General features: G+C 66.8%; 24 protein-coding genes. 10 read left to right on the forward strand and 14 right to left on the reverse strand.

What is annotated here, in order from left to right; translation table 11 throughout:
• Positions 1-84 precede the first annotated feature (84 nt).
• The 4 genes from ACIBJI_RS04215 to ACIBJI_RS04230 form a co-directional block, all read right to left on the reverse strand.
• Complete coding sequence (locus ACIBJI_RS04215) at positions 85-867, reverse strand: ABC transporter permease (RefSeq protein ID WP_397082968.1); 783 nt, start codon at positions 865-867, stop codon at positions 85-87.
• On the reverse strand, positions 864-1,838 hold the full coding sequence (locus tag ACIBJI_RS04220; protein ID WP_397082970.1) for an ABC transporter ATP-binding protein: 975 nt from the start codon (positions 1,836-1,838) through the stop codon (positions 864-866). The genes ACIBJI_RS04215 and ACIBJI_RS04220 overlap by 4 nt, the downstream gene beginning before the upstream one ends.
• On the reverse strand, positions 1,835-2,566 hold the full coding sequence (locus ACIBJI_RS04225) for a hypothetical protein (protein ID WP_364344240.1): 732 nt from the start codon (positions 2,564-2,566) through the stop codon (positions 1,835-1,837). The genes ACIBJI_RS04220 and ACIBJI_RS04225 overlap by 4 nt, the downstream gene beginning before the upstream one ends.
• Before the next feature lie 112 nt (positions 2,567-2,678).
• On the reverse strand, positions 2,679-3,704 hold the full coding sequence (locus tag ACIBJI_RS04230) for a glutathione S-transferase family protein (RefSeq protein WP_396957169.1): 1,026 nt from the start codon (positions 3,702-3,704) through the stop codon (positions 2,679-2,681).
• A gap of 38 nt (positions 3,705-3,742) precedes the next feature.
• Between ACIBJI_RS04230 and ACIBJI_RS04235 the strand changes: the two genes are divergently transcribed.
• Positions 3,743-4,537 (forward strand): enoyl-CoA hydratase/isomerase family protein, encoded by a 795-nt coding sequence (locus tag ACIBJI_RS04235; RefSeq protein WP_364344234.1) that lies wholly within the window; start codon positions 3,743-3,745, stop codon positions 4,535-4,537.
• A 95-nt stretch (positions 4,538-4,632) separates the two neighbouring features.
• Positions 4,633-5,901, forward strand: coding sequence for an AMP-binding protein (locus ACIBJI_RS04240; protein WP_364344231.1), 1,269 nt, complete (start codon positions 4,633-4,635; stop codon positions 5,899-5,901).
• Position 5,902: 1 nt separating this feature from the next.
• Here the strand turns inward: ACIBJI_RS04240 and ACIBJI_RS04245 are convergent, their stop codons facing one another.
• Complete coding sequence (locus ACIBJI_RS04245) at positions 5,903-6,649, reverse strand: tyrosine-protein phosphatase (RefSeq protein WP_397082972.1); 747 nt, start codon at positions 6,647-6,649, stop codon at positions 5,903-5,905.
• A 418-nt stretch (positions 6,650-7,067) separates the two neighbouring features.
• Between ACIBJI_RS04245 and ACIBJI_RS04250 the strand changes: the two genes are divergently transcribed.
• Positions 7,068-7,547: a TetR family transcriptional regulator gene (locus ACIBJI_RS04250; protein WP_364344225.1), complete on the forward strand. Its 480-nt coding sequence runs from the start codon at positions 7,068-7,070 to the stop codon at positions 7,545-7,547.
• A 47-nt stretch (positions 7,548-7,594) separates the two neighbouring features.
• A complete protein-coding gene (locus ACIBJI_RS04255; RefSeq protein WP_364344222.1) occupies positions 7,595-8,773 on the forward strand; it encodes an amino acid deaminase/aldolase in 1,179 nt (392 codons plus the stop codon).
• A 120-nt stretch (positions 8,774-8,893) separates the two neighbouring features.
• Here the strand turns inward: ACIBJI_RS04255 and ACIBJI_RS04260 are convergent, their stop codons facing one another.
• Positions 8,894-12,286, reverse strand: coding sequence for an AAA domain-containing protein (locus ACIBJI_RS04260; protein ID WP_397083068.1), 3,393 nt, complete (start codon positions 12,284-12,286; stop codon positions 8,894-8,896).
• A gap of 233 nt (positions 12,287-12,519) precedes the next feature.
• Positions 12,520-14,313, reverse strand: a complete 1,794-nt coding sequence (locus ACIBJI_RS04265) for a DEAD/DEAH box helicase (protein ID WP_364344219.1) — start codon at positions 14,311-14,313, stop codon at positions 12,520-12,522.
• A gap of 62 nt (positions 14,314-14,375) precedes the next feature.
• On the opposite strand from ACIBJI_RS04265, the gene ACIBJI_RS04270 reads away from it, so the two are divergent.
• Both ACIBJI_RS04270 and ACIBJI_RS04275 read left to right on the forward strand, forming a co-directional pair.
• Positions 14,376-15,230, forward strand: a complete 855-nt coding sequence (locus ACIBJI_RS04270; RefSeq protein WP_397082975.1) for a carbon-nitrogen hydrolase family protein — start codon at positions 14,376-14,378, stop codon at positions 15,228-15,230.
• 11 nt (positions 15,231-15,241) lie between these two features.
• Complete coding sequence (locus ACIBJI_RS04275) at positions 15,242-15,865, forward strand: phosphoribosyltransferase family protein (protein WP_364344213.1); 624 nt, start codon at positions 15,242-15,244, stop codon at positions 15,863-15,865.
• 42 nt (positions 15,866-15,907) lie between these two features.
• Here the strand turns inward: ACIBJI_RS04275 and ACIBJI_RS04280 are convergent, their stop codons facing one another.
• From ACIBJI_RS04280 to ACIBJI_RS04295, 4 genes are read right to left on the reverse strand one after another with little or no spacing between them, the layout of a single operon-like run.
• A complete protein-coding gene (locus tag ACIBJI_RS04280) occupies positions 15,908-16,780 on the reverse strand; it encodes an ESX secretion-associated protein EspG (RefSeq protein WP_364344210.1) in 873 nt (290 codons plus the stop codon).
• A complete protein-coding gene (locus ACIBJI_RS04285; protein WP_364344207.1) occupies positions 16,762-18,051 on the reverse strand; it encodes a hypothetical protein in 1,290 nt (429 codons plus the stop codon). The genes ACIBJI_RS04280 and ACIBJI_RS04285 overlap by 19 nt, the downstream gene beginning before the upstream one ends.
• Positions 18,044-18,421 carry a hypothetical protein gene (locus ACIBJI_RS04290; protein WP_397082977.1) on the reverse strand — a complete coding sequence of 126 codons (378 nt, stop codon included), beginning with the start codon at positions 18,419-18,421 and terminating at the stop codon, positions 18,044-18,046. The genes ACIBJI_RS04285 and ACIBJI_RS04290 overlap by 8 nt, the downstream gene beginning before the upstream one ends.
• 47 nt (positions 18,422-18,468) lie before the next feature.
• Complete coding sequence (locus ACIBJI_RS04295; RefSeq protein ID WP_364344201.1) at positions 18,469-19,191, reverse strand: alpha/beta fold hydrolase; 723 nt, start codon at positions 19,189-19,191, stop codon at positions 18,469-18,471.
• 130 nt (positions 19,192-19,321) lie between these two features.
• Here ACIBJI_RS04295 and ACIBJI_RS04300 point away from each other — a divergent pair, with 130 nt between their 5' ends.
• The gene (locus ACIBJI_RS04300; protein ID WP_396957155.1) at positions 19,322-20,239 is read left to right on the forward strand and encodes an SMP-30/gluconolactonase/LRE family protein; all 918 of its coding nucleotides are present in this window, start codon (positions 19,322-19,324) and stop codon (positions 20,237-20,239) included.
• Positions 20,240-20,248: 9 nt separating this feature from the next.
• On the opposite strand, the gene ACIBJI_RS04305 is transcribed toward ACIBJI_RS04300, so the two are convergent.
• Positions 20,249-20,578, reverse strand: coding sequence for an MmcQ/YjbR family DNA-binding protein (locus ACIBJI_RS04305; protein WP_364344195.1), 330 nt, complete (start codon positions 20,576-20,578; stop codon positions 20,249-20,251).
• Positions 20,579-20,635: 57 nt separating this feature from the next.
• Positions 20,636-21,595, reverse strand: coding sequence for a helix-turn-helix transcriptional regulator (locus ACIBJI_RS04310; protein ID WP_397082979.1), 960 nt, complete (start codon positions 21,593-21,595; stop codon positions 20,636-20,638).
• Positions 21,596-21,684: 89 nt separating this feature from the next.
• Between ACIBJI_RS04310 and ACIBJI_RS04315 the strand changes: the two genes are divergently transcribed.
• Positions 21,685-22,821 carry an epoxide hydrolase gene (locus ACIBJI_RS04315; RefSeq protein WP_364344189.1) on the forward strand — a complete coding sequence of 379 codons (1,137 nt, stop codon included), beginning with the start codon at positions 21,685-21,687 and terminating at the stop codon, positions 22,819-22,821.
• Between the two features lie 4 nt (positions 22,822-22,825).
• Here the strand turns inward: ACIBJI_RS04315 and ACIBJI_RS04320 are convergent, their stop codons facing one another.
• On the reverse strand, positions 22,826-23,578 hold the full coding sequence (locus tag ACIBJI_RS04320) for a hypothetical protein (protein WP_397082981.1): 753 nt from the start codon (positions 23,576-23,578) through the stop codon (positions 22,826-22,828).
• Between the two features lie 198 nt (positions 23,579-23,776).
• Here ACIBJI_RS04320 and ACIBJI_RS04325 point away from each other — a divergent pair, with 198 nt between their 5' ends.
• Both ACIBJI_RS04325 and ACIBJI_RS04330 read left to right on the forward strand, forming a co-directional pair.
• The gene (locus tag ACIBJI_RS04325; protein ID WP_397082983.1) at positions 23,777-24,949 is read left to right on the forward strand and encodes an acyl-CoA dehydrogenase family protein; all 1,173 of its coding nucleotides are present in this window, start codon (positions 23,777-23,779) and stop codon (positions 24,947-24,949) included.
• A gap of 9 nt (positions 24,950-24,958) precedes the next feature.
• A complete protein-coding gene (locus ACIBJI_RS04330) occupies positions 24,959-26,104 on the forward strand; it encodes an acyl-CoA dehydrogenase family protein (protein ID WP_397082985.1) in 1,146 nt (381 codons plus the stop codon).
• The last annotated feature ends 44 nt before the right edge of the window (positions 26,105-26,148 follow it).

Here is a 26,148-nt window from a genome sequence, read left to right on the forward strand (position 1 = left end):
GCTGCTCACCCCGTCTTGTCGTGCTTGTACCGACGGTAATGACACGTGCCGCACCGCTGTTTGTTCCCCGCTGCCGAGGCTGGATCAGATGTCGCGTGTGCGAAGCAACCACCAGGCCCCGCCCGCGGCGGCGATGGTCCAGAGAATGAGGACCACCAGGGCAGCGGGGGTGGGGGCCAGGAAGTCGCTGTCTTTGAAGGAACCGACGGCAACGGTGCTGACGGTGGCCGAGCCGGGCAGGACGGTCACCACTCCGGCGAGGCCGATTGCTTTAGCGACGACCCAGATCAACGGTTCGATGATCACCAGCCAGCCCAACATCGCCACTATCGCGGTGGTGGAGGTGCGCAGCAGCAATCCCAGACCGGCGCCGATCAGGGACCAGCAGACCGCAGCGAGTAGACCGCCGCCGAGAACCGCGAGGAAGCGCACTCCGAAGTCGAATTTGCCGTGGCCGAAACCGAGCAGGCAGGCGAAGGCGATGAGTTCGACGACGAAAGTCGCCGCAAGGGCGAAGCCCGCGGTGACGAGGTATTTCGCGGCGGCGAGACGATCCCGATCGGAGGTGAACAGGGCGGTCGACGACATTGTCGCGTAACGATATTCGGCTCCCGCACCGGCCGCGCCGAACGCGCCCGCCAGCACGATCGCGGCCGCGAGCCCGATATAGAGCCCGATGGTCGCCGCGCCCGTGGCCGGATTGGATTTCGGATCGGCGGGCCCGGCAAGCAGTGTGGTCACGGTGCTCGCGACGAGGGCGATCGCGGGGATCAGTGCGGCCAGGATTCGGCTGGCGCGCAGCGTGCTGACCTTGCGGACCTCGGAGTTGACGGCCGGAACGAGGTCCGGCGGCAGCACGGCGATCATCGGGTAATCCCGTAGGGGGTCGATTGCTGCGGTGCGATCCCGGCATAGGGGGCGGGCTGGGGCGGGCGGGCCGGTTTGAGCAATGAGGCGAGCACTCGGTCCGGGTGGATCTGGTCGGCGGCGATATTGTCCACGCGCACACCGGCCGCCGTCGCCGCCGCGCGGATCTGCGCTTCGGTCGCCTCGGCAACTGCCAGACGTCCGTCGGGACGGATCACCGCATCGGTGAAGTCCTGTGCGGCCAACATGGTGGCGAGTGCGATCGGGGTCGATGCGGCGACGACCAGTCGATCGGGATGGCCGCGCCGCAGCCGGGCGGGCGTCCCCTGATAGACCACCGAACCCTCGCTCACGACAATGATGTTGTCCGCCATGGGAATCACATTCGCGAGGCTTTCGCTGGACAACAGGACCGAGCCGCCCCGGCGGGTGTGTCGCCGCAGGAAGTCGGCCAGCCAGGCGCGTTCGGCCGCGTCGAGACCGGCCAGTGGCTCGTCGAGAATCAGCAACTGCGGGTCACCGAGCAGCGCGGTCGCCAGGGCCAGCCGGGTCTGCGGTCCGGCCGACAGCTCGCCTGCCCGCGTCTTCGCCGAGTCACCGAGGCCGACCACCTGGATCACCTCGTCGACCCGCGCGTCCTCGACACCGGCGGCTGCCGCATAGACCAGCAGATGATCGCGCGCGCTTCGAGCCGGATGCAGCCCGCGCGGCTGCAGCATGCCGCCGACGACAACCGCGGATCCGGCGCGCCGCCGGGAGCCCGGCCCGCCGACCGCAGCGGTTCCGGAGGTCGGCTGGAGCAGACCGAGCAGGATCCGCAGAATCGTCGACTTACCCGCGCCCGCCGGACCCACCAGGGCGGCGGTTGTCCCGGACGGCACGGTGAAGCTCACATTTTCGACCGCGGTGACCAGGTCGTAGCGCTTGGTCAGGCCGCGAACGGAGAAGGCGAGCGGTTGGCCCGCGCTCATCGCGGCGTGGTCGGGGGTTGCGGCTTGGCCGGATCCAGGGCGGGCAGCGGATCGGCATCGATGACGAGCTGTCGATCGGCGGGCCAGGTCACCGGCGCGGGGCCGAAAGCCTTGCGCGCGTTGCTGATCGTGGTCTTGCCGAGTGAGCGGTTGCCGACGCCGCCGATCACCGCGCCGATACCGGCGGGCACCACCTTGCCCGCCATCAATGCGGCCCGCTTGGTGATGAAGCGGATGATGAATCGCTTGAGCAGCGAATCGTTCATGCTCGACAGGCCGGGAATCTTATTGGCGAACAGCGTGCCCCAGTTCTTCGCCGAATGACCGACCGTCTTCTCGACGATCTCCATTCCGCTCTCGCCGAGCACGACCGCGAGCACCAACGCCCGCCGCGTCTCCTTGTCCTCCGGGGAGATGCCGTGCACGGCCGCGACAGCCAGCGTGAACACCGCGGACGCCTCCATGAAGAAGGTCGTCTCGGCACTGACCGCCGCGAGCGCCGCGATCGTGCCGACGCCCGGCACCGCGGCCGTCGCACCGACGGCGCCGCCACTGCTGGTGACCGCGAGCAGGTATTGGTGCTCCAGCCGCTCGATGATCTGCGCGGGATTCTCCGCCGGATGCGAACGCCGCAGCCGGTCCACGTACTTGGCGACCGCGGGCGCCTGCAAGCGCGACCCGGTATCGAGTAGCTGGACCACCGTCTTCTCGAACGTGCCTTTGAACACGGCGATATCCTCCTCTTCCGCCCGTACGCAACGACCTTATTGCACCGACCGCTATCGGCCCGTCATGACAACGATGTACCCGGTCGGCCGGGTTCCCAGCATGTCGGTTCGATCACGCCGGCTCGCGCAGCGCGGGGACCCGTTCGGTGAGCGGCGGCGGTGGTGGCGGGGCGCCGTCGCCGAATGGCCTGCCGCCCAGCGCTTCTCGGCCGTGTGGGGTCAGCAGGTTGGTCGGATCCGGGCCCTTGGGCACGATCTGGGTCGGGTTGATATCGCTGTGCACCACGTAGTAGTGCTTCTTGATCTGCCCGAAATCGACGGTGTCGCCGAATCCGGGTGTCTGGTAGAGATCACGCACATAGGCCCAGAGCACCGGCATTTCGCTCAGCTTGCTGCGGTTGGTCTTGAAATGGCCGTGGTAGACCGGATCGAAGCGGATCAACGTAGTGAACAGCCGAACGTCGGCCTCGGTAATGGTGTCGCCTACCAGGTAGCGCTGGGTGGCGAGCCGTTCCGACAGCCAGTCCAACCGAGCGAAGAGCCGATCGTAGGCCGCCTCGTACGCCGCCTGCGTTCCGGCGAATCCGCACCGGTAAACGCCGTTGTTGACATCCCGGAAGACGGCCAGGTTCACCTCGTCGATCTCGGCTCGCAGCTCCCATGGATACAGCTGCGGCGCGCCGGGTCGGTGGAATTCGGTCCACTCACTGGAGAAGTCGAGCGTGATCTGCGCGTAGTCGTTGGTCACCACCTGACCGGTGGGAACGTCCACGAGGGCGGGCACCGTGATGCCGCGCGGGTAGTCCGGGAATCGCGCAAGATATGCCTCACGCAACCGGGGGATGCCGAGTACCGGATCCACCCCGCCGGGATCCAGATCGAAGGTCCAGCTGAGCTTGTCGTGTGTCGGCCCGCACAGTCCGAGCGATATGACGTCTTCGAGCCCCAGCAGCCTGCGCACGATCAGTGTGCGATTGGCCCACGGACAGGCCCGCGCCGCGACCAGCCGATAGCGCCCCGGCTCAACCGGATACCCGTCGCGGCCGTCGGCAGTAATGCGTGTAGTGATGTAGTTCGTATCCCGGTTGAACTCACCGGGCTCGACGTAGGAACCGTTTTCCGATACCGACTTGGTCACTCGCCTAGTCTGGCAGATCGACGCCTTACTCTTGCCGGATGAGTGATACGAAGGCCACCAGGCTGACCCGGGAAACCACCGATGGCGGCGCCGAGGTCGCGACCCTCACCCTGGCCAATCCGCCGCTGAATCTGTTCGACCAGCCGATGTTCGATGCGCTCATCGAGGATCTCGCCGCACTATCGGCCAATCCGCCGCGCGCGGTGCTGCTGCGGGCCGAGGGCAAGCTGGTCTCCGGTGGCGTCGACGTACACGTCTTCGATGGTTTGACGGTGGAGCAGGGCGCCGAGTTGTGGCGCACCCAGTTCGCGCAGATCATCCATCCGCTGGAGGCGCTGCCGTGCCCTGTGGTCTTCGCCGCGCACGGCCTCACCCTGACCGCCGCCTTCGAAATGGCCCTGGCCTGCGACATCATCCTGGCCGCGCCGAAGGCGAAATTCGGTCTGGTGGAGACGGTCGTCGGCCTCACACCGTCGATGGGCGGTCCGCAGCGACTGGCCGAGCGCGCCGGTTCGGGTCGCGCCCGCGAATTCGTGATGACCGGTGACCTCTACGACGCGACGACCATGGCCGAGTGGGGCGTGGTCAACGCCGTTCACGACGATGTCGACACCGCGGCAAGGGAATTGACGAATCGCCTGGCCGAGGGCCCGACCCGGGCGCATGCCGCGACCAAACAGATCATCGAAGCGTGGCGCTCGGGCGGTGTGGCGCACGCGGATTCGGTTACGCCGGAGGTGTCCGGCGCGCTGTTCGACACGGCGGATCTGCGCGGCGCGGTGCGCAGCTTCCTGGAGGTCGGACCAGGGAAGGCGACTTACACCGGCCGATGACATCCGAGACACGTTCCTCTCCTATGCCAGCGAAAATGTGACTCGCGTCATATAGTCGCAAGAGCCTGCGGGCTCGAGGCGCGTGCGGAGGACTCATGTCGCAGTTTCTGGTCGAATATCCACCCAGCCGTCCGCATGCTTGCGACGCCCCGCTGGCCCGCGGCGCCGATGGGGTGCTGCGCTACGGCAACCTCACCCCGGCGTTGACCGAACTATTGGATCTGCAGGTGCACGCCTTCTCGACCAGGGAGGCGGTGGTGGAGATCGGCGGCCCCCGGCTGAGTTATCGGGAGCTGTGGCACTGCGCCTCCCGCATCGCGGGCGGTCTGCAGGAACACGGCATCGGCTACGGCGACCGGGTCGCCATCCACATGCCGACGGGCGCGCGCTGGGTCCAGGCCTTCCTCGGGGCGCTGCTCAGCGGCGCGGTACCGGTGCTGGTGCACCATGGACTGCCCGATGCGGTGGCCGAGCGGGTGATGGCCGACAGCGGTACCGATTTCGTGCTCGGCGGCGGCAGCGACGAACTGCCCGACGGGGCCGCCTTCATCGATGACGGTGCGGCCTTGGGTGATCTGGCACTGCTCTGTTACACCAGCGGCGCCGGGGCCTGTCCGGCCAATGCCACTGTCGCGCCCAAGGGTGTCGAGCTGACCAATGAAAATCTGCTCTCGGCAATCCGTTCCGTCGTCGCGGCGCTGGATCTGCCGACCGATGGGCTGCGCAATCTGGTGCTGTTACCGCTGGCGCATGCCAGCGGCTGTGTGGACCAGCTGCTGCCGACCTTCGCGGTCGGCGGCACCGTAGTCCTCGCACCGGATAGTCGCAGTCTCGCGGAAACCATTGTCTCCGAACGGATCGATATGGTTTCCGCGACTCCACGCATATTCGCCCGCTTGCTGCCCGAACTCGCGGCGCTGCGCAGCGAGGGATTGCGCACCGAGGGCATCGTCCGGGTCAGCAATGCGGGCCATCGCGGCGAACGCGCCGCCGATCGCACCGATCCCGCCGATCTGGTCGCGCCCCTGCGGAACATGTTCCCGGCCGCGCGGCAGTGGTCGGTCTGGGGTGCGACCGAAACCAGCGGCATCGGCCTGGTCGTCGACGACGACACCGACACCGCACCCGGCGCCGATCCGGTGCTCGGATTCCCGTTCGGCGGTACCGAATTGGCGCTGTGGGGGCCGCGGGCGCAGTCAGGCCAAGGCGAATTGCTGTGTCGCGGACCGAATGTGACCCATCGCTACTGGAACGATCCGGAGACAACCGCCGACCGGTTCACCGGAAGTTGGTTCCACACCGGCGATCAGGTCAGCATCGATGCCGACGGTCTGGTCCGACGCGAGCAGGCGCAGGCGGGATGACTCACTCGAGCAGGCGATCGCGCAGCCGCGCGCGCAGGTCCGCGGTGAACCCGATGTCGGTCAGATAGGTCTCGAAATCACCGTGGCTTTCGTGCACGGCGTCCGTCGCGATGCGCAGGTAGTCCTCCCGCACGCCGAGGATATCGATGGAAAGTTCCGCTCCCGCAGTCAGTTTCGGCGTCATCATGGCGCGCAGGGCTGGGACGGCGTCATTGCTGGCCATGAAGTCGACGAGCACATCGGCCTCGTCGACCGCGACCGCACGCAGCAGCGTCGCGATTGCCCAGCCGGTGCGGTCTTTACCCGCCGCACAGTGCACCAGCACCGCGCGGTCGCCGTCGGCGATCGTCTCGGCGATGGTGATGATCGCGGCATTTGCCTCGGGCAGGGCCGGGAAGTACCGGTAGACCTCGAGCATGTGCGTGAACGCGGCGTCGGTCTGCGCATCGTGCGGCGGCGCCTCGGCCATTCGGGAATCGAACGGTGCGACATTCAGGCGGACGTCCTCGGGCAGATTGTCGTGGCCGATGTGCTCGATCTCGCGCGGCCCGCGTAGGTCGAAAACATCGGTGACGCCGAGTTCGCGCAAGATCGCGTGCCCGGGCAGATCGAGTCCGCTCAGCTGGGCCGAGCGCAACAGCACGCCGGGGCGGATCCGGGCGCCGTCGACAGTGCGCAGACCGCCGAGATCGCGGAAGTTGAACGTGCCGGTCAGATAGAACTGGTCGGCCGAGGGCGAGAGAGTCACCGGTCCAGGCTAGCTACCTCACGGTGTCGGCACGGTGTCGATCGCGGAACCGTCGGCCGTCCAGTTTGCGAGGTATTGGTGTGGTATCCGCCACATAAGACCGGGGCGGTACCGTTACGTACCGTAGTGTGGTCGATGGTCTATCTTGCGTAGGCAGACGCGAGAGTCACGCCCTCGGAGGCGATTCCGGTGAACACCGCTCGATCGCAGCGGGATTCCGGTTGGGTAACAAAACATTCTTCCAGTCTGGAAATACCCAACGAACCCGTTCTTAAACCCCGGAAAGCCTCTACCATTGATGAATGTTGGACTGGGCATCCAGGAAATTCCCTAGTGGGGGATTCGTGAGAGCGGCCTGTCGTGTTCAACGAGCCGCGCCGACGAAGGTGCGCGAGTTCTTTCCCCGAGGGAGTCGTCGTTGAGCGTACGTGGAGATATAGCGGCGGTTCGGCTGCGGCCGACCATTTGCGAGGCCGTCGAGAAGGCGGCCGCCTCGCTCGATTTCACCGGAGTGCGAGCACTTCGGGTGCTGCTGCATGCCGGTGTGAGTGCGTACTGGCCGCTGGTCCAAGCGGCTCCGGCCAAGCAGGCCCGCAGGTACGAGGCGACCGCGCATCAATTGGCCGAACGGTGGGAGGCGCAGACCGAATGCGTCGCCGACCCGCAGGCCACGGCTCTGTTCCGTGAGATGGACTCCGAGGTCGCAAGTTTCCTCGACCTCTGTGCCAACCGCTCGGGCGCGCAGTGGTTGGAGCCGACGGAAGCCATTGCGGCCTATGCGGTCTCAGTGCTACAGGGCACGGTGCTGCGGTGGCTTGCGGATTGCAATGACGAAACGATGCTGGTGGTGCTCGACGACCTGGTCAGCAGCCTGGCTACCCGGGCTGCCGAAGTCTGATTCCCGCATTACTGGACGTTTGACCAGTTTGGTGATTGAGTGGACTGGTGACAGACACGTCGCCGATTGCCACACTGCATGCGGCCACGGCCGAGCTGGACCCGCCGCTTGCCGCCCTCGACCTGACCGCGCTGCGTGCCAACGCCGCTGACCTGGTCCGTCGTGCGGGTGGGGTGCCCATTCGAGTCGCGAGTAAATCGGTGCGCTGTCGCGCCGTGCTCGAGGAGGTGCTCGGTGCCGGGCTAACCGCATCCGGCGGCTTCGCGGGCATCATGTCCTATTCGTTGGCGGAGGCCATCTGGCTGGTCCGCCTCGGCGCGCGCGACGTGCTGCTCGGCTATCCGACCGTCGACCGCGCGGCGCTCGCCGCGCTCGCAGCCGATGACACGCTGCGCCAATCCATTACGTTGATGGTCGACGATCGCGCGCAGCTGGACCTGATCCGCGCCGCGGTCGGAACCGATCTCGTGCGACCACGAATCTGCCTCGATGTGGATGCCTCGCTGCGAATCGGGCCGCTGCACTTGGGTGTTCGGCGCTCGCCGGTACGCACCCCCGAGCAGGCCGCCGAACTCGCGCGCGAGGCCGTGAACCGTGGGTTCGACGTGGTCGGCGTGATGACCTATGAGGCGCAGATCGCCGGGCTGCCCGACTCTAATATCGCTGTGCGCCTGGTGAAGCGGGCCTCGGCGGCCGAAATCGGCAAGCGGCGCAGGCGGGTTCTGGACGCGGTACGTTCGGTGGTCGGCAAGTTGGAGATCGTCAACAGCGGTGGTTCCGGATCCATCGAGGTCAGCGTCACCGATCCGGATGTCACCGAGGTGACCGCGGGCTCCGGGCTGTATGTGCCGACGCTCTTCGATCACTACCGCGCCTTCACTCCGCGACCCGCGCTGTTCTTCGCCACATCCGTGCTGCGCAAGCCGACCCCATCCATCGCGACGGTTTTCGCGGGCGGCTACATCGCGTCCGGTCCCACCGGGGCGTCACGGGTGCCGAAGCCGGCGTGGCCCACCGGTTTGAAGCTGCTCGGTACCGAGGGTGCTGGCGAGGTGCAGACGCCGCTCTCCGGAGCCGCTGAACTGCGGATCGGCGATCGCGTGTGGTTCCGGCATGCCAAGGCGGGGGAGCTGTGTGAGCGGTTCAACCAGGTGCACCTGATCGATGGCGACGGCGCGCGGACGACGGTGCCCACTTATCGCGGTGAGGGCAACTGCTTCGGCTGAGCTGACTGCTAATCGCGAATTACGCGGGATAGCAATTTCAAGATCGAATTCCATTAAAAGAACCAACCGGTTCGGACTGATTATTTCGGTCACAAACCACCCAAATGCTGAAAGAAATATTCAGCTGAGTCGTAGGAATGTCGCCAGATCCGATAGCTCGTCCGGCGCACTCGGCAGATATTCGGTGAGCAGTGGTGACCGAATGACGACGGCCTTCCACATGGCCCGGCACAGCGTCGCCTGAACCAGACTGCGTGACAGCAGGAATCGCATACCGTATGGCGCGTCGGCGGGGCTGGAAGTGGTCATCGACATGAGCACGACCGCCGCCTCCCGGCCGCGGAAACGCTCCGCGGTGCCGACCAGCACATCCTCGATCTTGGCTCGGGCCAGCAGCGTTCGGATCAGGGCGACCTGGGCGCTGTAGGGCGCGACCACGAGGATGTCGTGCGGATGTAGCCGTCGCGTCATCGCACCGGTCGTCCACGAGACGCCGAGCAGGGCGCGCACCCGGCGGACCACCTCGCGGGCCTCGGCCATCGATTCGGTCGAATCGCCACTGTGCGGCACCAGCACCGTCTCCACACCCGGTTCGACACCCTCCAACTGCCGTGCGAGCGTGACGGTTTCGTTGGAGCGCAGGCGGTTGTCGTAGTACAGCCGGGAGATCGGATCGCAGACCCGCGGATGCATCCGCCAGGTGCGGTCCAGGAAGTAGCCGCGGTCGGCGGGCAGCGTGTGGCGGCCCTCGGTGAGCCAGCCCAGTACCGATTCGTCGACCGGTTCCGGATGCGCGCTGCGCGCCGCGGACGGCGCGGGATCGCCGAGCAGCAGCAGATTGCGCGCACTCACTGCGACGGCGACGGTATCGGCGAGCGGAAAGCGGCCCGCATCGGCGAGCACCAGCAGGTCGAGACTGTCGCTGGGGACCACCTCGGCATCGGCGAAATCGGTCGGTAGGCCGCCGATTACGCAGCCGTTGACCGCATTGTCCAGGAACCGCGGATAGCGCGCGCCGTCGATCACCGACCACTCCGGCGCCACCGCCACGACATCCTTCTTTGCCACCAGTTCCGGTAGCACGCCCATCGCGACGATCATGTCGAGCAGGCTCTCCACCGTCGCATGCGTCTGCGCGACAATCCCGACGCGCCACTTGTGCCGCGTGACCATACGTTCGATCGCCCTGGCGATGGTGGAGGTCTTGCCGGTGCCCGACGGCCCCTGCACCGCCAGGTAGGAATCGTCGAGATCGCGCAGCCCGGCCGTGATCGCCGCCGCGTGGTCACCGTGCACATCCGGCAGCCGTTCGGCACGCCGTAGGCGCGGGGGTCGGCGGTCGAGGATGTCGAAGACCGCGCCCGCCGGGACCTGCGGTAGTGCCATCAGTAGTTGCTGGGCGGCGAATTCGACCGCGGTCTCGATATTCTCGTCCCAGGCGGGCAGACCGGGTGCGATCGCGATCGGCAGCTCGTCGTAGGGTTCGCAGCCGTCCGGCAGCAATTCCTCCAGCCGCACGGTGTCGTCGAAGTTCGCGTCCACCGAGCAGCCGAGCACCGTCGCGGAGGCGGTCGCGCGCCGACCGACGGCGGTGATCATTCCGGCGGCGACCGGCTGATCATAGAAGGTGTACACGGTGGCCCCCGGCGTCAGCACCGTGCCGGTGGCGGCGCCGCCCGCGGTTTCGCTACCGCCCCAACCGATGCCGATCCGTCCGGTCAGCGTGAGGTATCTGCGCATGGTCGGCTGATGCGGGCTGCGATGCCATTTGGTGTCCACCGTGCCCCAATCGGCGACCAGTACGCCTGGCGCATCGGCCCATTCGTCGACCGGATGACTGAGCCGGTCGGCATGTGCCCACCACAGCGGCTGACGTTCGCGCCGGTGATAACCGAGCGCCGCCGCCATCAATGCCGCAGGATGGTGCGGCTGCCTCTGTGCCGCCGCGAATTCCGCGAGTGCGGCCTCGATCGACGAGGGCCGCGACGGAGGCAGCGGATCCGTCTCCTCCGGACTCGGCACCAGGCACCACGAACTCGCCTGATCCAGCAGCATCGCGTCCGAGTCCACGCGCCGCTCCGCCGCCCGATCCAGCAGCCAGTCACGCAGCCGCAGCACGGTGACGCAATCGCGTTCCTGGCCGGCCACAGTCGGCAGCAGCCGCCGCAGTCGACTGAGCCGATAGGAGCGTTCCCCGATCAGCAGCGCATTGCGCACGATCGGATACAGATCGACGAGCACACCGGTGTGCAGCAGATCCTCGACGGTCTCCTCACCGACTCCGTACCGACCGGTCCACCGCAGCAGCGCCGAGCGCACGTCGGAGGTGTAGTGGTACACGCGCATATCCGGATACATCCGCTGCCGCTGTGCCACGAAGTCGAGCACCTCGTCCAATGCGCGCCGCTGCCCGGCCTCCTCGTCGGCTATATCGGTCATCGCCCGATACGGTGCGGGTGCCGCGCCGAACGGGGCACGGAAGGCCAAGTGGACTGTGCCGTTGCCACCCACCTCGATACCGAGCAGCCGACCCGATGCCCCATCCTCGATGGTGAGCGCGAGATCGCCCGGTGACGGCGGCGGCAACGCCCCCAACGCGATCGGGTCGACCAGCGTGTGCGTCGGCTGTCCGGAATCTTCTCGAGCCAGCTGGACTTCGGCTTGGCGACGCAATGCCGTGAAAGTGCGCGGCGGCAGGCCGGGCACAGTGGAGGTGCTGCTCGCCAGCCGGTCGATGGTGCTCACCCCGGCCTCGCGCAGTCTGGCCCGCGCTGTGCGCGGCATACCCGCGACCAGTAGCAAATCGCGTGCCGCCGAGATGGCGCCGGTGCAGGTCGGGCAGTGGCCACAGGCGAGATAGCGCGGATCGCCCCACTGCACGGGCAGCAACTCGCCGAGTTTGTCTTCCAGGATCCGCTCCACCCGGCCGCGCCGAGCCAGATACACCGGCAGCAGATCGGTGAGCGCGACGGTCTCGCAGTCCTCGTCCAGGTACAACCGCACCAGGGGAGCGGTGAGCGCGCCGCTGCGGTCCAAAGCGTCGGCGCAGGCGGCGAGTTCGAGCGCGGCATCGATCCGATCCGGTGGACCGGCCGCGGTGCCGTGCACTGTGTAGCGCACCCGATGACCGGCCCGCAGCAGGAAATCGCCGGTACAGACGAATTTTCCGTCGAAGAAGGTGGCACCGTGGATCACATGCGCGCCGGCCCGCAGGGCCGCGATCGTCTCGGCATTGGCGGCCCGCAGCGCGGCGATATATCCCTGGGGATCGGTCGCTGGATCGTGCGCGGCGCAATGGATCTCCACCATCTGACTGCCGTACCGATCCCGGAAGTCCGCGAGCCTGCGTGCGCGCGCATCGTGGAATGCGCTGCGCGACGCATGATCCGGCACCATATCCGCCGTGCCCGCGATGGTGCCCAGTTCAGTATCGAGGGCACGCAGCAACTCGAATTCACAGCGCGCCGCGCGTACCAGGTCGACGGCGGAACAGACGACACGATCACCGAACACGATCAAACGCGGCCTCCTGTGTCTTCGCCGGACACGGACGGCAACACTGTAGCTAGCCGATTCGACTGCGCTGAATTCGGTGTCCGCGGGGCCCTGCGTGGCTACGCAAGCTACCGCCTCCGGGCCCGTCGCTCCCACCGGCGTTGAACTCGGTGTCCGCGGGGCCCTGCGTGGTTACGCAAGCTACCGCCCCCGGGCCCGTCGCGCCCATCGGCGGTTTACCCGTCCCCGGTTCAGGAGCGTGGTTTACGCCGTTCGGGTCGCTTGCCGCCGTCGCGATCGCGTCGCGGTCCGGCGCGGAACGGACGTGCGCTCGGCGCGCCGGAATCGAGCTGCAGCTGAATGAGCTGGCCGCTGATCCTGGTGCGCCGCAATGCTTCCAGCGTCTCCGAGGATAGGTCCGCTGGCAGTTCGACCAGGCTGTGGTCCGGCCGGATGCTGATATGGCCGAAATCACTGCGGCGCAGTCCGCCCTCGTTGGCGATGGCGCCGACGATCGCGCCGGGCACCACCCGGTGCCGCTTACCGACGCTGATTCGGTAGGTCGCCAATTCGGCTCCGGTACCGCGGTGATGCGATGGACCGCGGTCTTCGCCCTCGAACCGGCGCGCTGGGCGATCTCCGCGCGGCATGCGTTCGCGCTGCGGGCGTTCGACCGGCTCCGGCTCGGGCTCCATGAAGAAGTTGTCGCCGTCGTAGCCGCTGACCGCCAGCGCCGCCGCGATATCCACCAGCGGAATGTTGTGCTCGCGCTCGTAGTCCTCGATGAGCTTGCGGAACAGCGCCAAGTTCGTCGAGCTGAGGTTCTCGGTGATCGAATCGCCGAATTTGGCGACGCGCTGGGTATTCACATCATCGACGCTGGGCAGCTGCATTTCGGTCAGCGGATGCCGGGTGGCGCGCTCGATCGCCTTGAGTAGATGACGTTCCCGCGGTGCGACGAACAGCAGCGCCTCACCGCTGCGCCCGGCCCTGCCGGTGCGGCCGATCCGGTGCACATAGGACTCGGTGTCGTGCGGAATGTCGTAGTTGACCACATGCGAGATGCGATCCACATCGAGTCCGCGCGCGGCGACATCGGTGGCGACCAGAATGTCGAGCGCACCGGACTTCAGCTGGCCGATGGTTCGCTCACGCTGGTTCTGCGCGATATCGCCGTTGATCGCCGCGGCGGAGAATCCACGCGAGCGCAGCTTTTCGGCCAGTTCCTCGGTGGCCTGCTTGGTGCGCACGAACAGGATCATCGCCTCGAACGACTCGACCTCGAGGATCCGGGTCAGTGCGTCGAGCTTGCGCTGATGCGAGACCTGGACCCAGCGCTGGGTGATGTTGGTCGCCGTGGAGGTCTTCGACTTGACGGTGATCTCGACCGGTTCGCGCAGGTACTTCTTGGAGATGCTGCGGATCGCCGAGGGCATCGTCGCGGAGAACAGCGCCACCTGCTTCTCGCGCGGAGTGTCGGCGAGGATGCGCTCGACATCCTCCTGGAACCCCATCTTCAGCATCTCGTCGGCCTCGTCGAGCACCAGATACTGCAGCTGCGACAGGTCGAGCGTGCCCTTCTCCAGGTGGTCGATCACCCGGCCCGGCGTACCCACCACGACATGCGCGCCGCGGCGCAGGCCGGAGAGTTGGACGCCATAGGCCTGGCCGCCGTAGATCGGCAGCACATGCAGTCCGGGAATGTGGGTGGCATATCGCCCGAATGCCTCGGCGACCTGGATCGCGAGTTCGCGCGTCGGGGCCAGCACGAGGGCACGCGGAAGTTTGCCGGTCGCCTCGATACCCATGAGGATCGGGATGGCGAATGCCGCGGTTTTGCCGGTGCCGGTCTGGGCCAGCCCGACCACATCGGCGCCTTCGAGCAGCGGTGGAATGGTCGCGGCCTGGATGGGAGACGGCGACTCATAACCCACATCGGCGATGGCCGCGAGGATGCGGTCATCGATGCCCAGATCGGCGAAGGTCGGGCCGTCGTTGTCCCTGTCGTTGTCGCCAGGAACGCTGTCGACCTGATTGGTACTCATTGACCAGCAGTTTACTGCCTCCCGGTGGTCGTCCCGGCCACCGGGCCAATACGGTGAGACGTATGCAACCCGAAAGCGTGTCCGCGCATCACGATCCGACGACATCGGCGGTGGCTGTGGCGGTGGTTCAATTCGCGCCGGGAATCGATCCGACCAGCAATCTGCGAACCCTGCGCGAGTATGTTCGCGCGGCCTCCGAACGGGGTGCGAAGGTGGTGGTCGCGCCGGAATACTCGATGTTTGCCGTGACCCGGCTCGACGAGCGGGTCGTGGCCGTCGCCGAACCGCTGACCGGGCCGTTCGTCACCGGCCTCGGCGATATCGCGCGCGAATGCGGGGTGTATCTGGTCGCCGGAATGGTCGAGCAAGTGGCGCCGGAGGCGGGTCGGATCCGCAATACCCTCGTCGTGCTCGGACCCGATGCGAACCTGGTGACGAAGTACCGCAAGGTGCATCTCTACGACGCGTTCGGACATCTCGAATCCGATGTCGTCGAGCCGGGTGCGATCGAGGCCCCGGCCACCTTCACGGTCGGTGCTGTGACATTCGGCATGCAGACCTGTTTCGATCTTCGGTTCCCGGAAGGCTGCCGTCGCGTCGCGGCTGCGGGCGCGCAGGTGCTTGTGCTGCCGGCGCAGTGGATTCCCGGTCCGGCGAAGGTTGATCAGTGGACGACGTTGCTGCGTGCACGTGCCATCGAAAACACCGTCTACGTGGCCGCTGCCGATCAATGCGCCCCGCGTGGTGCTGGGGCGTCGATGATCATCGGCCCGACCGGTGCCGTCCTCGCCGAACTCGGTGACGAACCCGGCGTGCTCACCGCCGATATCGACCTCGAACAGCTCGCCACGGTTCGCCGCACCAATCCCAGCCTGGCATTGCGGCGATTCGCGATCACCGAGCGCGCACCGGAGTAGCGTTGATTCGGATGATCTACTCCGATCGGACAGCGGCCGGTCGCGCGCTGGGTTCGGAACTCGGCCACCTGCGTGCGATGCAACCGCTGGTGCTCGGACTGCCCCGCGGCGGGGTTCCGGTGGCGGCCGCGGTGCGCGAGGTCATCGGGGGCGATCTCGACATCCTGTTGGTCCGCAAGCTCGGTGTGCCGTGGCAGCCGGAGTTGGCTATGGGGGCCATCGGTGAGGAAGGTATCCGGGTCCTCAATGAGGATGTGTTGTCGCACACCGGGATAACGCCGCGTCAGGTCGCTGAGATCGAGGATCTGGAACGGGCCGAACTCGAGCGCCGACGTGAGGTGTGGCGCGGTGATGCCAAACCGATCCCGATCTCCGGCCGCACAACGGTGATCGTGGACGACGGCATGGCGACCGGGGCGACGGTGGCCGTCGCATGCCGGGTCGCCCAACTGCACCAACCGACGCGGATCGTCGTTGCGGTGCCGGTGTCGTCCTCCGAGGCGCTGCGCCGGGTGGCCGCAGAGGCGGATGAAGTGGTCTGCCCATGGGTGCCGCGTTCGCTCGGCGGCGTCGGAATGGCGTACCGCGACTTCCATCAGTTGGAGGACGACGAGGTCACCGCGCTACTCGCGTGAGGTGCCCGCCGTCTCGTCGACCGCACACGCTTTTGGTCACCTTCACCAACGCTCGGCCAAGGTGAGGGTGCGTTCGGCCGCGGTAACCATCGGCCGCAGTTGTGCGGTGAACCGCTGTGCGGTGACCGGCACGATATCGACATCGACCCCGGTGCGCACCGAGTACCTGCCGTCGCCGATCACGTCGATCCAACACAGCACCCCGAATGGATGCAGCTCGCCGTCGGCTCGGCGCACCGACACCACGATCTGGCCGATGCCGTCGCGGGATTGCCTGAGCAGCTTGCGAATTCGGGTCGGCGTGGTGGGTCCGGCCACCGGTACGGTCACCAGATCCCGACTGTCCTCGCTGACCCGGGCCAGCGGTGCGGTCAATTGCGGTGTGGTGCCGGGCGTATTCTCCGGCAGTACCGAAATCACCCGTGCGGAAAGATTTTTCACGCGATCGACGAACAGTCGGATATCGCTGCCGCGATCTGTGGTCGCGCCCGCGCGTTGCGCCGCGACCACCGCGATATCCCCGGCGATAGCACCGAGTACGCGCACCGGACGCGATTGCGCCGCGATGCTCGGCTGGTCGACTACGGGACCGGTCTGTTCGACCAAACCCGTCGCCGCGACCGTGCCGTCCTGCCCGACATCGACTCCGGTCGACGGCTCTGCGGTACCGCGCTCGCCGAAGACCTCGATGCGCACGGTGGGGCGAGCCAGCACCCGCAATGCGCCTTCCAGATCGGCGTCGAGGGTCTCCTCGCACCAACGGTTCAACGCGGGGAGTTGGGCGGTGCGCTCCGCGGTATCGCGAGCCGAGAGGCGTACGGCGAGTGGGTAGGGGATGCGGTCGCCATCGGTGCGGGCCCAGGCCATGGCGAACTGGTCCGGGGTCAGCGTCCAGTTCACTCCAGTTCGGTCCATTCGCCGACGACCGGGGGTGTCGTCGGATCCATATCGCCGATCAGCTCACCGCCGTCATCGGCCGGTTCCAGGAAGGTCAGATCGTCGTCGAAGAAGTGGTATTCGTCGTCGTACTCGTCCTCTTCGCGGGCTGCGCGGGCGGCGGCGGCACTGGTGCTCATGCCGGAGCGCGGGCTGTCGCCCGCGACCATGGCGCCGCCCATGAGTCCGCCGACCGCTCCCGCGCCGACGCCGTTGATCGCATCGCCACTCGCATCGCGTTTGCGCTCATCGCGTTTGCGCTCGTCGTCGGTGTTCGAGATGCCGGGAACCGTCGGAGCGACCATCGAGGTGGATGCGGCGGTGGTCACCGGTGTGGCGGTACCCGGTCGCACCGAGCGATCCGGTGTGGTCGTCGATGTGGTGGCTGCAACCGGGCTGGTCGATGTTGGGGAATCCGCCGTCGGCACAACGGGTTTCGCGGCAGCAGGTGCGGTGTCGGTGGCGGTGCTCACCGGAGTGACGGTGGTCGGGGCGCTCGCCGGTTGCGTCGTCGCCGGCTCGACGGTGGTGTGCGATGTAGTCGGCACCGGCGCGGTCGCCGAAACCGTTGGGGTGGTGAGGGTTTGCGTACCAGTGTCGAGAACGGTCGTGGTGGATACCTGAGCGACCGGTGTGGTGTCGGATGACTGCGGCACATCGGCGGTCACCGCATCCGGGAAGGCGGGCACACCGGAACCGGTCGAGATGAACACATTCGTGTAGATGCCGTCCATCGCCTGCACGACATCCTGGCGGGTGCCGTCGGCGGATTTCTGGGTGGTGGTGTTCTCGGTCGCCCTCGTCGGATCCAGCAGTGCACCAGCCAGATCCGTTGTTTCGCTGGACGGTTCGACCACGGCCGCGCGAAGTGCCTCGGCGGCATCGCCCGCCTGGCCGAGCCGCTGACCGACGGCGGCCATGATATCGGCGAGTTGCTGTCCGTGCCGCTCGAATTCGCGCACCGCAGCGGCCGCGGAGTCCGCCGCGGCACCGCGCCAACCGTCGGCCATCGCGACCCGAATCTCGCTGTGCGCCTGCGCTACGGCGGTGGCGAGTCCGGTCGAACTGCCTTGCCACGCCTGCTGTCCGGCCGCGAGGACAACCGGATTCATCAGCTGGACACCGTCGTGGATTTCCCGATGCGACAGATTGTCGAAGATTTCGACGGTCTGCGCGTAGTTGGGGTCGGTGTAGCTGGGGTCGGCATACCGAATGGGGGTCTTCTCACCGGAGTGCGGCATCTTACGCATGCGCGGCTCCCGCCACCTCGACCTGACCGACCGCGACTGCCAGATCCGTATCGGCCCGGGTGTATGCCGCTGCGGCCGCGCGGAAGGTCTGCGCGAGCGCCCTTGCGGCGTCGGCATACGCGCGCAATCGGATGATCGCGCCGTCGGCCTTGTCTTCGAAGCCACACCGCAGCGCCGCACCGGAATCGAAGCCGCCGAAGCCGGGAAGCGATGTGGCACCGCTCAATACGGCGATCTGGGCCTCGACCTCATCGGCAAGCTGTTCATAGCGCACGGCGCACTGCTCATGCGCACCCTCGGCGACCAGTACCCCATCGATCCAGAGCTGGCCATCGTCGATCGCTTGATTCAGCGCTGTCACGTCCGACATTTCGCCGCCCCCTTCCTCATCGTGCTGCCCGCGCAGCCGTGATCAACTCACCGGTGCGTCAACCCCACGACGACACCCTGCATCCAGTCCGCGATGTCGGCGGCGACCCGCGCTTGTACCGGCTCGTGCAACAGGTCGTGCCCGGCGTCGGCGTACTCACGCAAACTTACCCAATCGTGGCGACGAATCCAGCCCCTCATCGCATCGATCGGCGCCCTGCGGTCCTCGATACCGTGCACGGCGAGGATGGGCAGGGTGCTCGGCAACGGCGTGCCGGGTGCGCCGGGCGCGCCGCCGCCGAGCGCGCGCTTGGGCACTCCGGACAGCACCAGCCCGACCAGCTCGCTCGGGGGCAGGCTCGGCCACAGCGGGTACTTGGCCTCCAATCCGTGCAAGTCGTCGGCCGCGCTGGTTTGATCCGGCACCGCCGCGCCCAGAATTCCCAAGGCGGTGACCGCCCCGAGTGAGTGGCCCATCAGGATCAGCGGCGTACCCGGTAATTCCGCGCGGACCAGTTCGATCAACCGCATCGCATCGGCTACCAGTTCCACCAGCGTGCCGGGATTATTCGGATCGCCCTCGCTCAACCCGTGCCCCGAGGTGTCCAGCGCCCACACTTCGATCCCGGCCGAGGTCGGGATGCGAGCGAAGCGGTGGTAGTGGCCGCTGTGCTGGCCCATGCCGGGCAAGAGCACCGCCACCGCAACCGGGTGCTCGACCGGCCATCGCCGATAGTGCATACGCCCGCGCGCGCCATCGAAGAAAGGCATCTGTGAATACTGTCAAACTCGTCGACATACAGTCGAGTTCTTGACATAACTATGTCTACTTCGCGATGCATAACCGGCATGGGTGGCTAGACTTCCGGCCGAGGTTCCGGCAGGAGGGTCGAGGTTCGCTTTGAGAAAGCTCTATCGTCCGGACGCACGAGTGTGGGCGGTCGCCGCGCTCGCGCTGAGTTGCGCCGGTATCGGTGCGCCGTCCGCCATCGCCGAATCCGAGCAGGGCGCGGTCGCTGTATGCGCGTCGGCCCAGGCCGCGACCGCCGTGCCCGCGGGGCTGCCGGTGCTCGACTGGTCGGAGAACGTGGGGTACGACGCGCAGGGCAACCTATGGGTTTCGCGGCTGTACCGCAATGAGGTGCAGCGCTACGACAACGCGGGCCGGTTGACCGCGACAGTGCCGGTCGAATTTCCGGGCGCGATTCGGCTCGGGCCGGACGGACTGCTCTACGTCGTCTTCGGCGATTCACCGACAAGTGTGCTGCGCCCGGGCGGCGTGGTGCGCTTCGATCCCAACGATCCAAGGCCTGCGGTCTTCGCCTCCGGATTCACCATGCCCAACGGTGCCGCATTCGATGCGCTGGGCAATCTGTATGTCGCCTCCAGCCTCGGCGTGATCCGGATTCGTCCGGACGGCGGTGTCGACGCGGACTGGACCGCGTGGGCGAAGTACACCGGCGCCAATGGCATTGTGGTGCGGGATAATTCGATCTACCTGAGCATGAACGGCAATACGCTCGGCCGGATCGTGCGCTTCCCGATCGACGACCCGGGCCGCGTCACCGTGCTCGCCGACTTGACGGTGTCACCCGGAATACCGGATTTCGCAGACGATTTCGTCATCGATGACGCCGGTGTGCTCTACGTGACCACCCTGACCGGTCAGCTGATTCGGGTCGATCCTGGCACGAACACCGCATGCGCCGTGCTGACCGGCGAACCGATGACATCGGTGGTCGCCGTGCCAGGTCGTTCCGACGAACTCCTTGCCGGTACCGAGAGCGGTGCGATCCTGCGGATTCGCTTGCCGCGCTGAGCGAATCGGTCACTGCTCGATGAGGTCCGGTGGTGCTGCCTGCCGCCAGGAATCCAGCAGGATGTCGTACAGTTCGTCGATATCTTCCACGGCGCAGAGCCGGGCGCGGACCCAGGAGGAGGATGCCTCGTGCGGGGGAACCCAGAACTTGTCCGGTTCGGCGGCAATGAGTTCTTCGCGATCGTGTTTGGGGCAGCGGATGGCGAACGATGTCTGATCGCCGGGGATGGTGACGAACATTTTGCCCGCCACATCGAAGGTGGGATGGTTCCAGCGTTCCTTCTCCACGGTCTTGGGAAAGGACAACGCGATGCGGCGCACGTCGTCGGCGTCGAGCACGGTTCAGCCTCCGGTTCTGAAATCGGACTCCTATCGTGCACATCGCTTCGTCGGCCATCAAGTGACGGCATCGGTTATGCGGGACGCGATCGTACGCAACCGGTCCACCAGGGCGGGCGGCTCGTGGACTCGGAAGTCCGCGCCGAGGTCGATCAGGCGAGATGCCAACCAGGTCGGGTCGTCGTCGCGGGTGGCGTCCAGGCGGCAGGACTTGTCGTCGATGGCGGCGATATCGCCCGGGGAGTCGCCGAGACGGCCCGCCACCCGGCCGATCGGGGCGTGGATCGTGACACGGACGCGGAAGGACGGTGTGCCCCAATTGGTTCGGCGGCCTGCCACATAGGCGGCCGGATCCGCAGCGGGCAGTGCGCGCGGGCTGTAGCGGGCGCCGGTGGGCTGCGGTCGGTCGATGCGATCGACGCGGAAGATGCGCCAGTCCTCGCGGTCCACATCGTGGCCGACGAGGTACCAGCGGCGCCGTGACGGCACCAACCCGACCGGCTCGATATGCCGACGGGTTTCGGCACCGGATTCGCCCCGATACGCGAAACGTACCCGCTCCCTGTTGGCTACGGCTGCGGCCAGTGCGGTCAGCACCTCGGGATCGACGGCGGGAGCGTCGTCGGTGTGCGGCACCAGGGCGGTGCCGAGTACCCGTACCCGGCGGCGCAATTTCGCGGGCAGCACCTGCTCCAGCTTGGCGAGCGCGCGGACCGAGGCCTCCTCGATGCCGACGAGGGCCGATCCGGCAGCGACGCGCAGCCCGACCGCGATGGCGACCGCCTCTTCGTCATCGACCAAGAGCGGCGGCATCGCGGCACCGGCCACCAGGCGGTAGCCGCCCGTCGCACCCATCGTCGCCTCGACCGGATAGCCGAGTTCACGCAGCCGATCGATATCGCGGCGCACGGTTCGATCGGTGACGCCGAGTCGATCGGCGAGTTCGCTGCCCGGCCATTCCCGTGGTGTCTGCAATAGAGAGAGCAGGCGCAGCAGGCGGGCGGGTGTGTCGTTCATGATTTTCAGAATTCCAGATAAGTAGGACATAGATGGTCCTACTTGCCTCCTAACGTGGTTGCTGTCCCCGAGAGCTAGGAGTCATCCCGATGAACCAGATTCGCCCCTTCCGCATCGATGTTCCGCAGGCCGATATCGACGATCTCATCGACCGGCTGGCCCGCACCCGCTGGTCGGTGCAGCTGCCGGGCAAGGGCTGGGAGCGCGGGGTTCCGGTCGACTATCTGCGGGAGCTGGCCGAGTACTGGCGAACCGGATTCGACTGGCGGGCCCAGGAGGCGGCATTGAACGAGTTCCCGCAGTTCATCACCGAAATCGACGGCCTGGACGTGCACTTCCTGCATGTGCGTTCGCCCGAGCCGGATGCGCTGCCGCTGATCCTGACCCACGGCTGGCCCAACTCGTTCGTCGAATTCACCAAAACCATTGACCTGCTGGCCGATCCACGCGCCCACGGGCTCGATCCGGCGCAGGCATTCCATGTGGTGGTCCCGTCGGTGCCCGGTTTCGCATTCTCCGAAGGGCCCAAGGAGACCGGGATGACCGTGCGTCGGGTCGCCGAGATGTGGGTGGAGCTAATGGACCGGCTCGGCTACCGGCGCTATGGCACCCAGGGCGGGGATCTCGGGGCCTACGTCGCACCCGAAATCGCCCGTATCGCACCGGATCGCGTGGTCGGTGTGCATATCGATGGCGGTATCGGCATGCCGACCGAGGCCGATGTGCCGACGATGACGCCGGAGGAACGCGCGGAATGGGATCAGATGCAGGGCTGGATGTCCGGCGGGGTGAACCACCACGTGCTATTGCATGCCGCGCCACAGACTTTCGCGCACGCCTGGACCGATTCCCCGGTGGGCCTGCTCGCCTGGCTGATGCAGAAATTCAACGAGTTCACCCCGCTGGCCGACCTGGCCGAGGACGTCATGGACCGAGATCATCTGCTGACCAATATCAGCCTGTACTGGTTCACCAACACTGCGGGGACCTCGTCCTGGCCGATGTACAACGGCCTCGGCGATGGCGGATTCGCCTGGCCCACCGGCCAAAAGGCGGTGCCGACGGGCGTCTACGCGGGCGGCTCCGCACTCATGCTGCGCCTGGCCGAGCGCGACAACACGATTGCGCACTGGCCCGAGGGCAATACCGGAAACCATTTCGTGCCGATGGAACTGCCGGATATGCACGTCGCCGATATCCGAGCGTTCTTCGGCAAGGTAGCTTGAGCGCTCAGTTGTTCTGGTGCGCGATCTCGTCCTGCGAGACGGCGCCCGCGCGGTTCGGGTCGGCCGGTGCCACGGGTTGTGGCGCCGGCTCCTGGGTCGCGGCGGGCTGTGCCGGTGCCGGTGCGGGCGGCAGCACCGGAAGGTCCGGAACGTAGAACATCCCGACCGTCGGCGTCATCACACAGTGCGCGAACGGGTAGTCGATCATGCCCCACATCGAGGCGATGACTGTGCCGGGACCGCTGGTCACGGTCTTGGACAGCGTCGGCATGTTGTATTCGGTGCGGTCGTCGAGGGTGGTGAGGCCGCTCGCGCCGGTATTGACGTTCAGCCAGGCCACCACGAGACCGGAGGACAGCGGGGCGCCCGAATGCGCGGGCGTCGCGCTGAACCGCAGGGTGCCGGGCAGCGGATCCGCGGCGCCATTGGGGTTGGAGCCGTCGGTGGAGGCCGCCGCGATAATCGTGGTGACCGGGCCGACGCTGCCGCAGCCGAAGGTCGGCGCGGCATAGGCGAACGGTGTGAAGGCGGCCGAGACGTTGCGCAGTTCGGCGATATCCACCATCTTGGTGAACTGGTTCAGCGCGCCGACGCCCGCCTGGGCGGCCGGATCGGATCCGGCGTCGGTGCTGAGCTGTTCGAGTCCGGCGTCGACGGGGGATGGCTCGGCGACTGCCGTGCCGGTGAGGGCGAGGACCGCTCCGATGCCGAGAGATGTCACTGCGGCGGCCGCGCGTGCGATGGATCTGCCGTTCACTCGTTCTCCTCGATACCGAACACCGGGATAGTGCAGCAACGTACCAGCTCGTCGCTTACGCCGCCCAGGGACTCCCGACCAACCGCTGAGGCCCGACGCCCGACACATACCCGACCTACCCCTGTGACCCACTCGACAGCGGGAGATTACCGGGGGGTAGGTTTGACTCGGTTGTACGAGACACACCGGGAGATGTGTATGAAACTAAGTCTGACGCCCGACGAGGTGGGCTTCCGCGACGAGCTGCGGAACTTCTACCGGACCGAGATCCCCGCCGACATCCGTGACCGCGTCAAATACGGCCACGAACTGTCCCGCGAGGACATCGTCACTTCGCACAAGATCCTCAACGACCATGGTCTGGCCGTGCCGAACTGGCCGGTCGAGTGGGGCGGTAAGGACTGGACGCCGATTCAGCGTCATATCTGGCAGGACGAAATGCAGCTGGCCTCGGTGCCCGAGCCGCTGACGTTCAATGCCCAGATGGTCGGTCCGGTGATCGCGCAGTTCGGCTCACAGGAGATCAAGCAGCGCTTCCTGCCGCCGACGGCCGCGCTGGATATCTGGTGGTGCCAGGGCTTCTCCGAGCCCGACGCCGGATCCGATCTGGCCTCCTTGCGCACCACCGCGGTGCGCGACGGTGACTCCTACATCGTCAACGGGCAGAAGATCTGGACCACCCTCGGCCAGTACGCGGACTGGATTTTCTGCCTGGTCCGCACCGATCCGAACGCACCGAAGAAGCAGGCGGGCATCTCCTTCCTACTGTTCGATGTGAAGTCTCCCGGCGTCACCATCCGCCCGATCAAGCTCATCGACGGCGGCTACGAGGTCAACGAGGTCTTCTTCGAGAACGTGCGGGTACCCGCCGATCAGCTGGTCGGCGAGGAGAACCAGGGCTGGACCTACGCGAAATTCCTGCTCGGCAACGAGCGCACCGGCATTACCGGAGTCGGGCGCACCAAGGTCAAGCTCGGTGTCGCGAAGGATTACGCGCGCCAGACCAAGTCGGGTTCGGGCACCCTGCTCGAGGATCCGGTCTTCGCCGCGCGCATCGCCGAACTGGAGAATGAACTGCTCGCACTGGAACTGACCCAGCTGCGCGTGGTCTCCAACTCCTCGGACGGTAAACCGAATCCGGCCTCGTCGGTGCTCAAGCTGCGCGGTTCCGAACTGCAGCAGGCCGCGACCGAGCTGCTGCTCGATATCGCGGGACAGGACGCCCTCCCGGTCGATGCCGCCGATATCGCCTCGCCCGGTTGGGCACAGCGCAGCGGTCCCAGCTATCTGAATTACCGCAAGACCACCATCTACGGAGGCTCCAGCGAGGTGCAGCGCACCATCATCGCCTCCACGATCCTCGGATTGTGAGGCGCAGCCATGGATTTCGAACTCACCGATGAACAGGTCATGTTGCGCGACACGGTTCGCGACTTGCTGGCCCGCAACTACGATCCCGAGACCCGCCTGAAGGTCACCGACACCGAACTCGGCTGGAGCCGCGATGTCTGGAACCAGCTGGCCGAACTCGGCGTGCTCGGCCTGAGCTTCACCGAGGAGGACGGCGGCGTCGGCGCCGGTCCCGTCGAGACGATGGTCGTACTCGAGGAGATCGGGCGTCGGCTCGCACCCGAACCGCTGCTGGATGCGGTGCTGGTGCCGGGCGGGCTGGTAGCGCGGGTCGGCAGTGCCGAACAGCGGCAGCGGATTCTGCCCGAGGTGACGGGCGGCACCAAGCTGCTGGCGTTCGCGCACGCCGAGCCGGGTGTGCGCTGGCCGTCCACCGAACTCGCGACCACCGCTGTGCAGCAGGGGGATTCGTGGGTGCTGACGGGTCTGAAGAATCCGGTTCCGCACGGCGACAGCGCCGATGAGCTGGTCGTCAGCGCGGTGCTGCCGACCGGTGGTATCGGACTGTTCCTGGTGGATGCGGCCGGGGTGCAGCGCAAGTCGTACCGGACGCTGGACGGTCAGCGTGGCGCGCAGATCGAATTCGACAAGGTCGCGGGCGAATTGCTCGGTGACAATAGCGACGCCGCCGAGGCGGTGCAGGTCACGATCGGACACGCCCAAGCCGCGCTGTGCGCGGAATCCATCGGCGCGATGGAAGAGGCGCTGCGGCTGACGACCGATTATCTGAAGACGCGCAAGCAGTTCGGCGTCACTCTGTCGAAGTTCCAGACGCTGACCCAGCGGGCGGCGAATATGTATGTCTCGCTGGAACTGGCGCGCAGCATGAGCCTCTACGCGAACGCGTCGCTGGCCGACGCTGAATCTCTCGGCCACTCCGCAAGCTCCGTGGACGCGGTGGTTGCCTCGCGGGCGCGGCTGCAGGTCGGCCGGTCGGCTCGGCATATCGGCCAGGAGGCGATCCAGATGCACGGCGGCATCGGCGTCACCGCGGAATACCCGGTGAGCCATTACGTCGCTCGGCTCACCGCGATCGAGCGCACGCTCGGTGGTGGGTTGGAGCATCTGCGGGTGCTCAGCGCACAGGTCGGTGACTACGACCTGCCGGAGCTGTAGGGCTCGGTAGTTCGAACGGCGGCGCGTGCGAGGTACGCGCCGCC

The organism is Nocardia sp. NPDC050408, assembly GCF_044458905.1.
Classification (GTDB): domain Bacteria; phylum Actinomycetota; class Actinomycetes; order Mycobacteriales; family Mycobacteriaceae; genus Nocardia.

Bases quoted from the DNA above. Each gene is read 5' to 3' on its own strand.
- ACIBJI_RS04215 (WP_397082968.1), bottom strand. From the start codon at position 867: ATGATCGCCGTGCTGCCGCCGGACCTCGTTCCGGCCGTCAACTCCGAG.
- ACIBJI_RS04280 (WP_364344210.1), bottom strand. From the start codon at position 16,780: ATGGACCGAACTGGAGTGAACTGGACGCTGACCCCGGACCAGTTCGCC.
- ACIBJI_RS04330 (WP_397082985.1), top strand. From the start codon at position 24,959: ATGGATTTCGAACTCACCGATGAACAGGTCATGTTGCGCGACACGGTT.
- ACIBJI_RS04285 (WP_364344207.1), bottom strand. From the start codon at position 18,051: ATGCGTAAGATGCCGCACTCCGGTGAGAAGACCCCCATTCGGTATGCC.
- ACIBJI_RS04270 (WP_397082975.1), top strand. From the start codon at position 14,376: ATGCAACCCGAAAGCGTGTCCGCGCATCACGATCCGACGACATCGGCG.
- ACIBJI_RS04310 (WP_397082979.1), bottom strand. From the start codon at position 21,595: ATGAACGACACACCCGCCCGCCTGCTGCGCCTGCTCTCTCTATTGCAG.
- ACIBJI_RS04235 (WP_364344234.1), top strand. From the start codon at position 3,743: ATGAGTGATACGAAGGCCACCAGGCTGACCCGGGAAACCACCGATGGC.
- ACIBJI_RS04265 (WP_364344219.1), bottom strand. From the start codon at position 14,313: ATGAGTACCAATCAGGTCGACAGCGTTCCTGGCGACAACGACAGGGAC.
- ACIBJI_RS04240 (WP_364344231.1), top strand. From the start codon at position 4,633: ATGTCGCAGTTTCTGGTCGAATATCCACCCAGCCGTCCGCATGCTTGC.
- ACIBJI_RS04220 (WP_397082970.1), bottom strand. From the start codon at position 1,838: ATGAGCGCGGGCCAACCGCTCGCCTTCTCCGTTCGCGGCCTGACCAAG.
- ACIBJI_RS04290 (WP_397082977.1), bottom strand. From the start codon at position 18,421: ATGTCGGACGTGACAGCGCTGAATCAAGCGATCGACGATGGCCAGCTC.
- ACIBJI_RS04315 (WP_364344189.1), top strand. From the start codon at position 21,685: ATGAACCAGATTCGCCCCTTCCGCATCGATGTTCCGCAGGCCGATATC.
- ACIBJI_RS04275 (WP_364344213.1), top strand. From the start codon at position 15,242: ATGATCTACTCCGATCGGACAGCGGCCGGTCGCGCGCTGGGTTCGGAA.
- ACIBJI_RS04295 (WP_364344201.1), bottom strand. From the start codon at position 19,191: ATGCCTTTCTTCGATGGCGCGCGCGGGCGTATGCACTATCGGCGATGG.
- ACIBJI_RS04325 (WP_397082983.1), top strand. From the start codon at position 23,777: ATGAAACTAAGTCTGACGCCCGACGAGGTGGGCTTCCGCGACGAGCTG.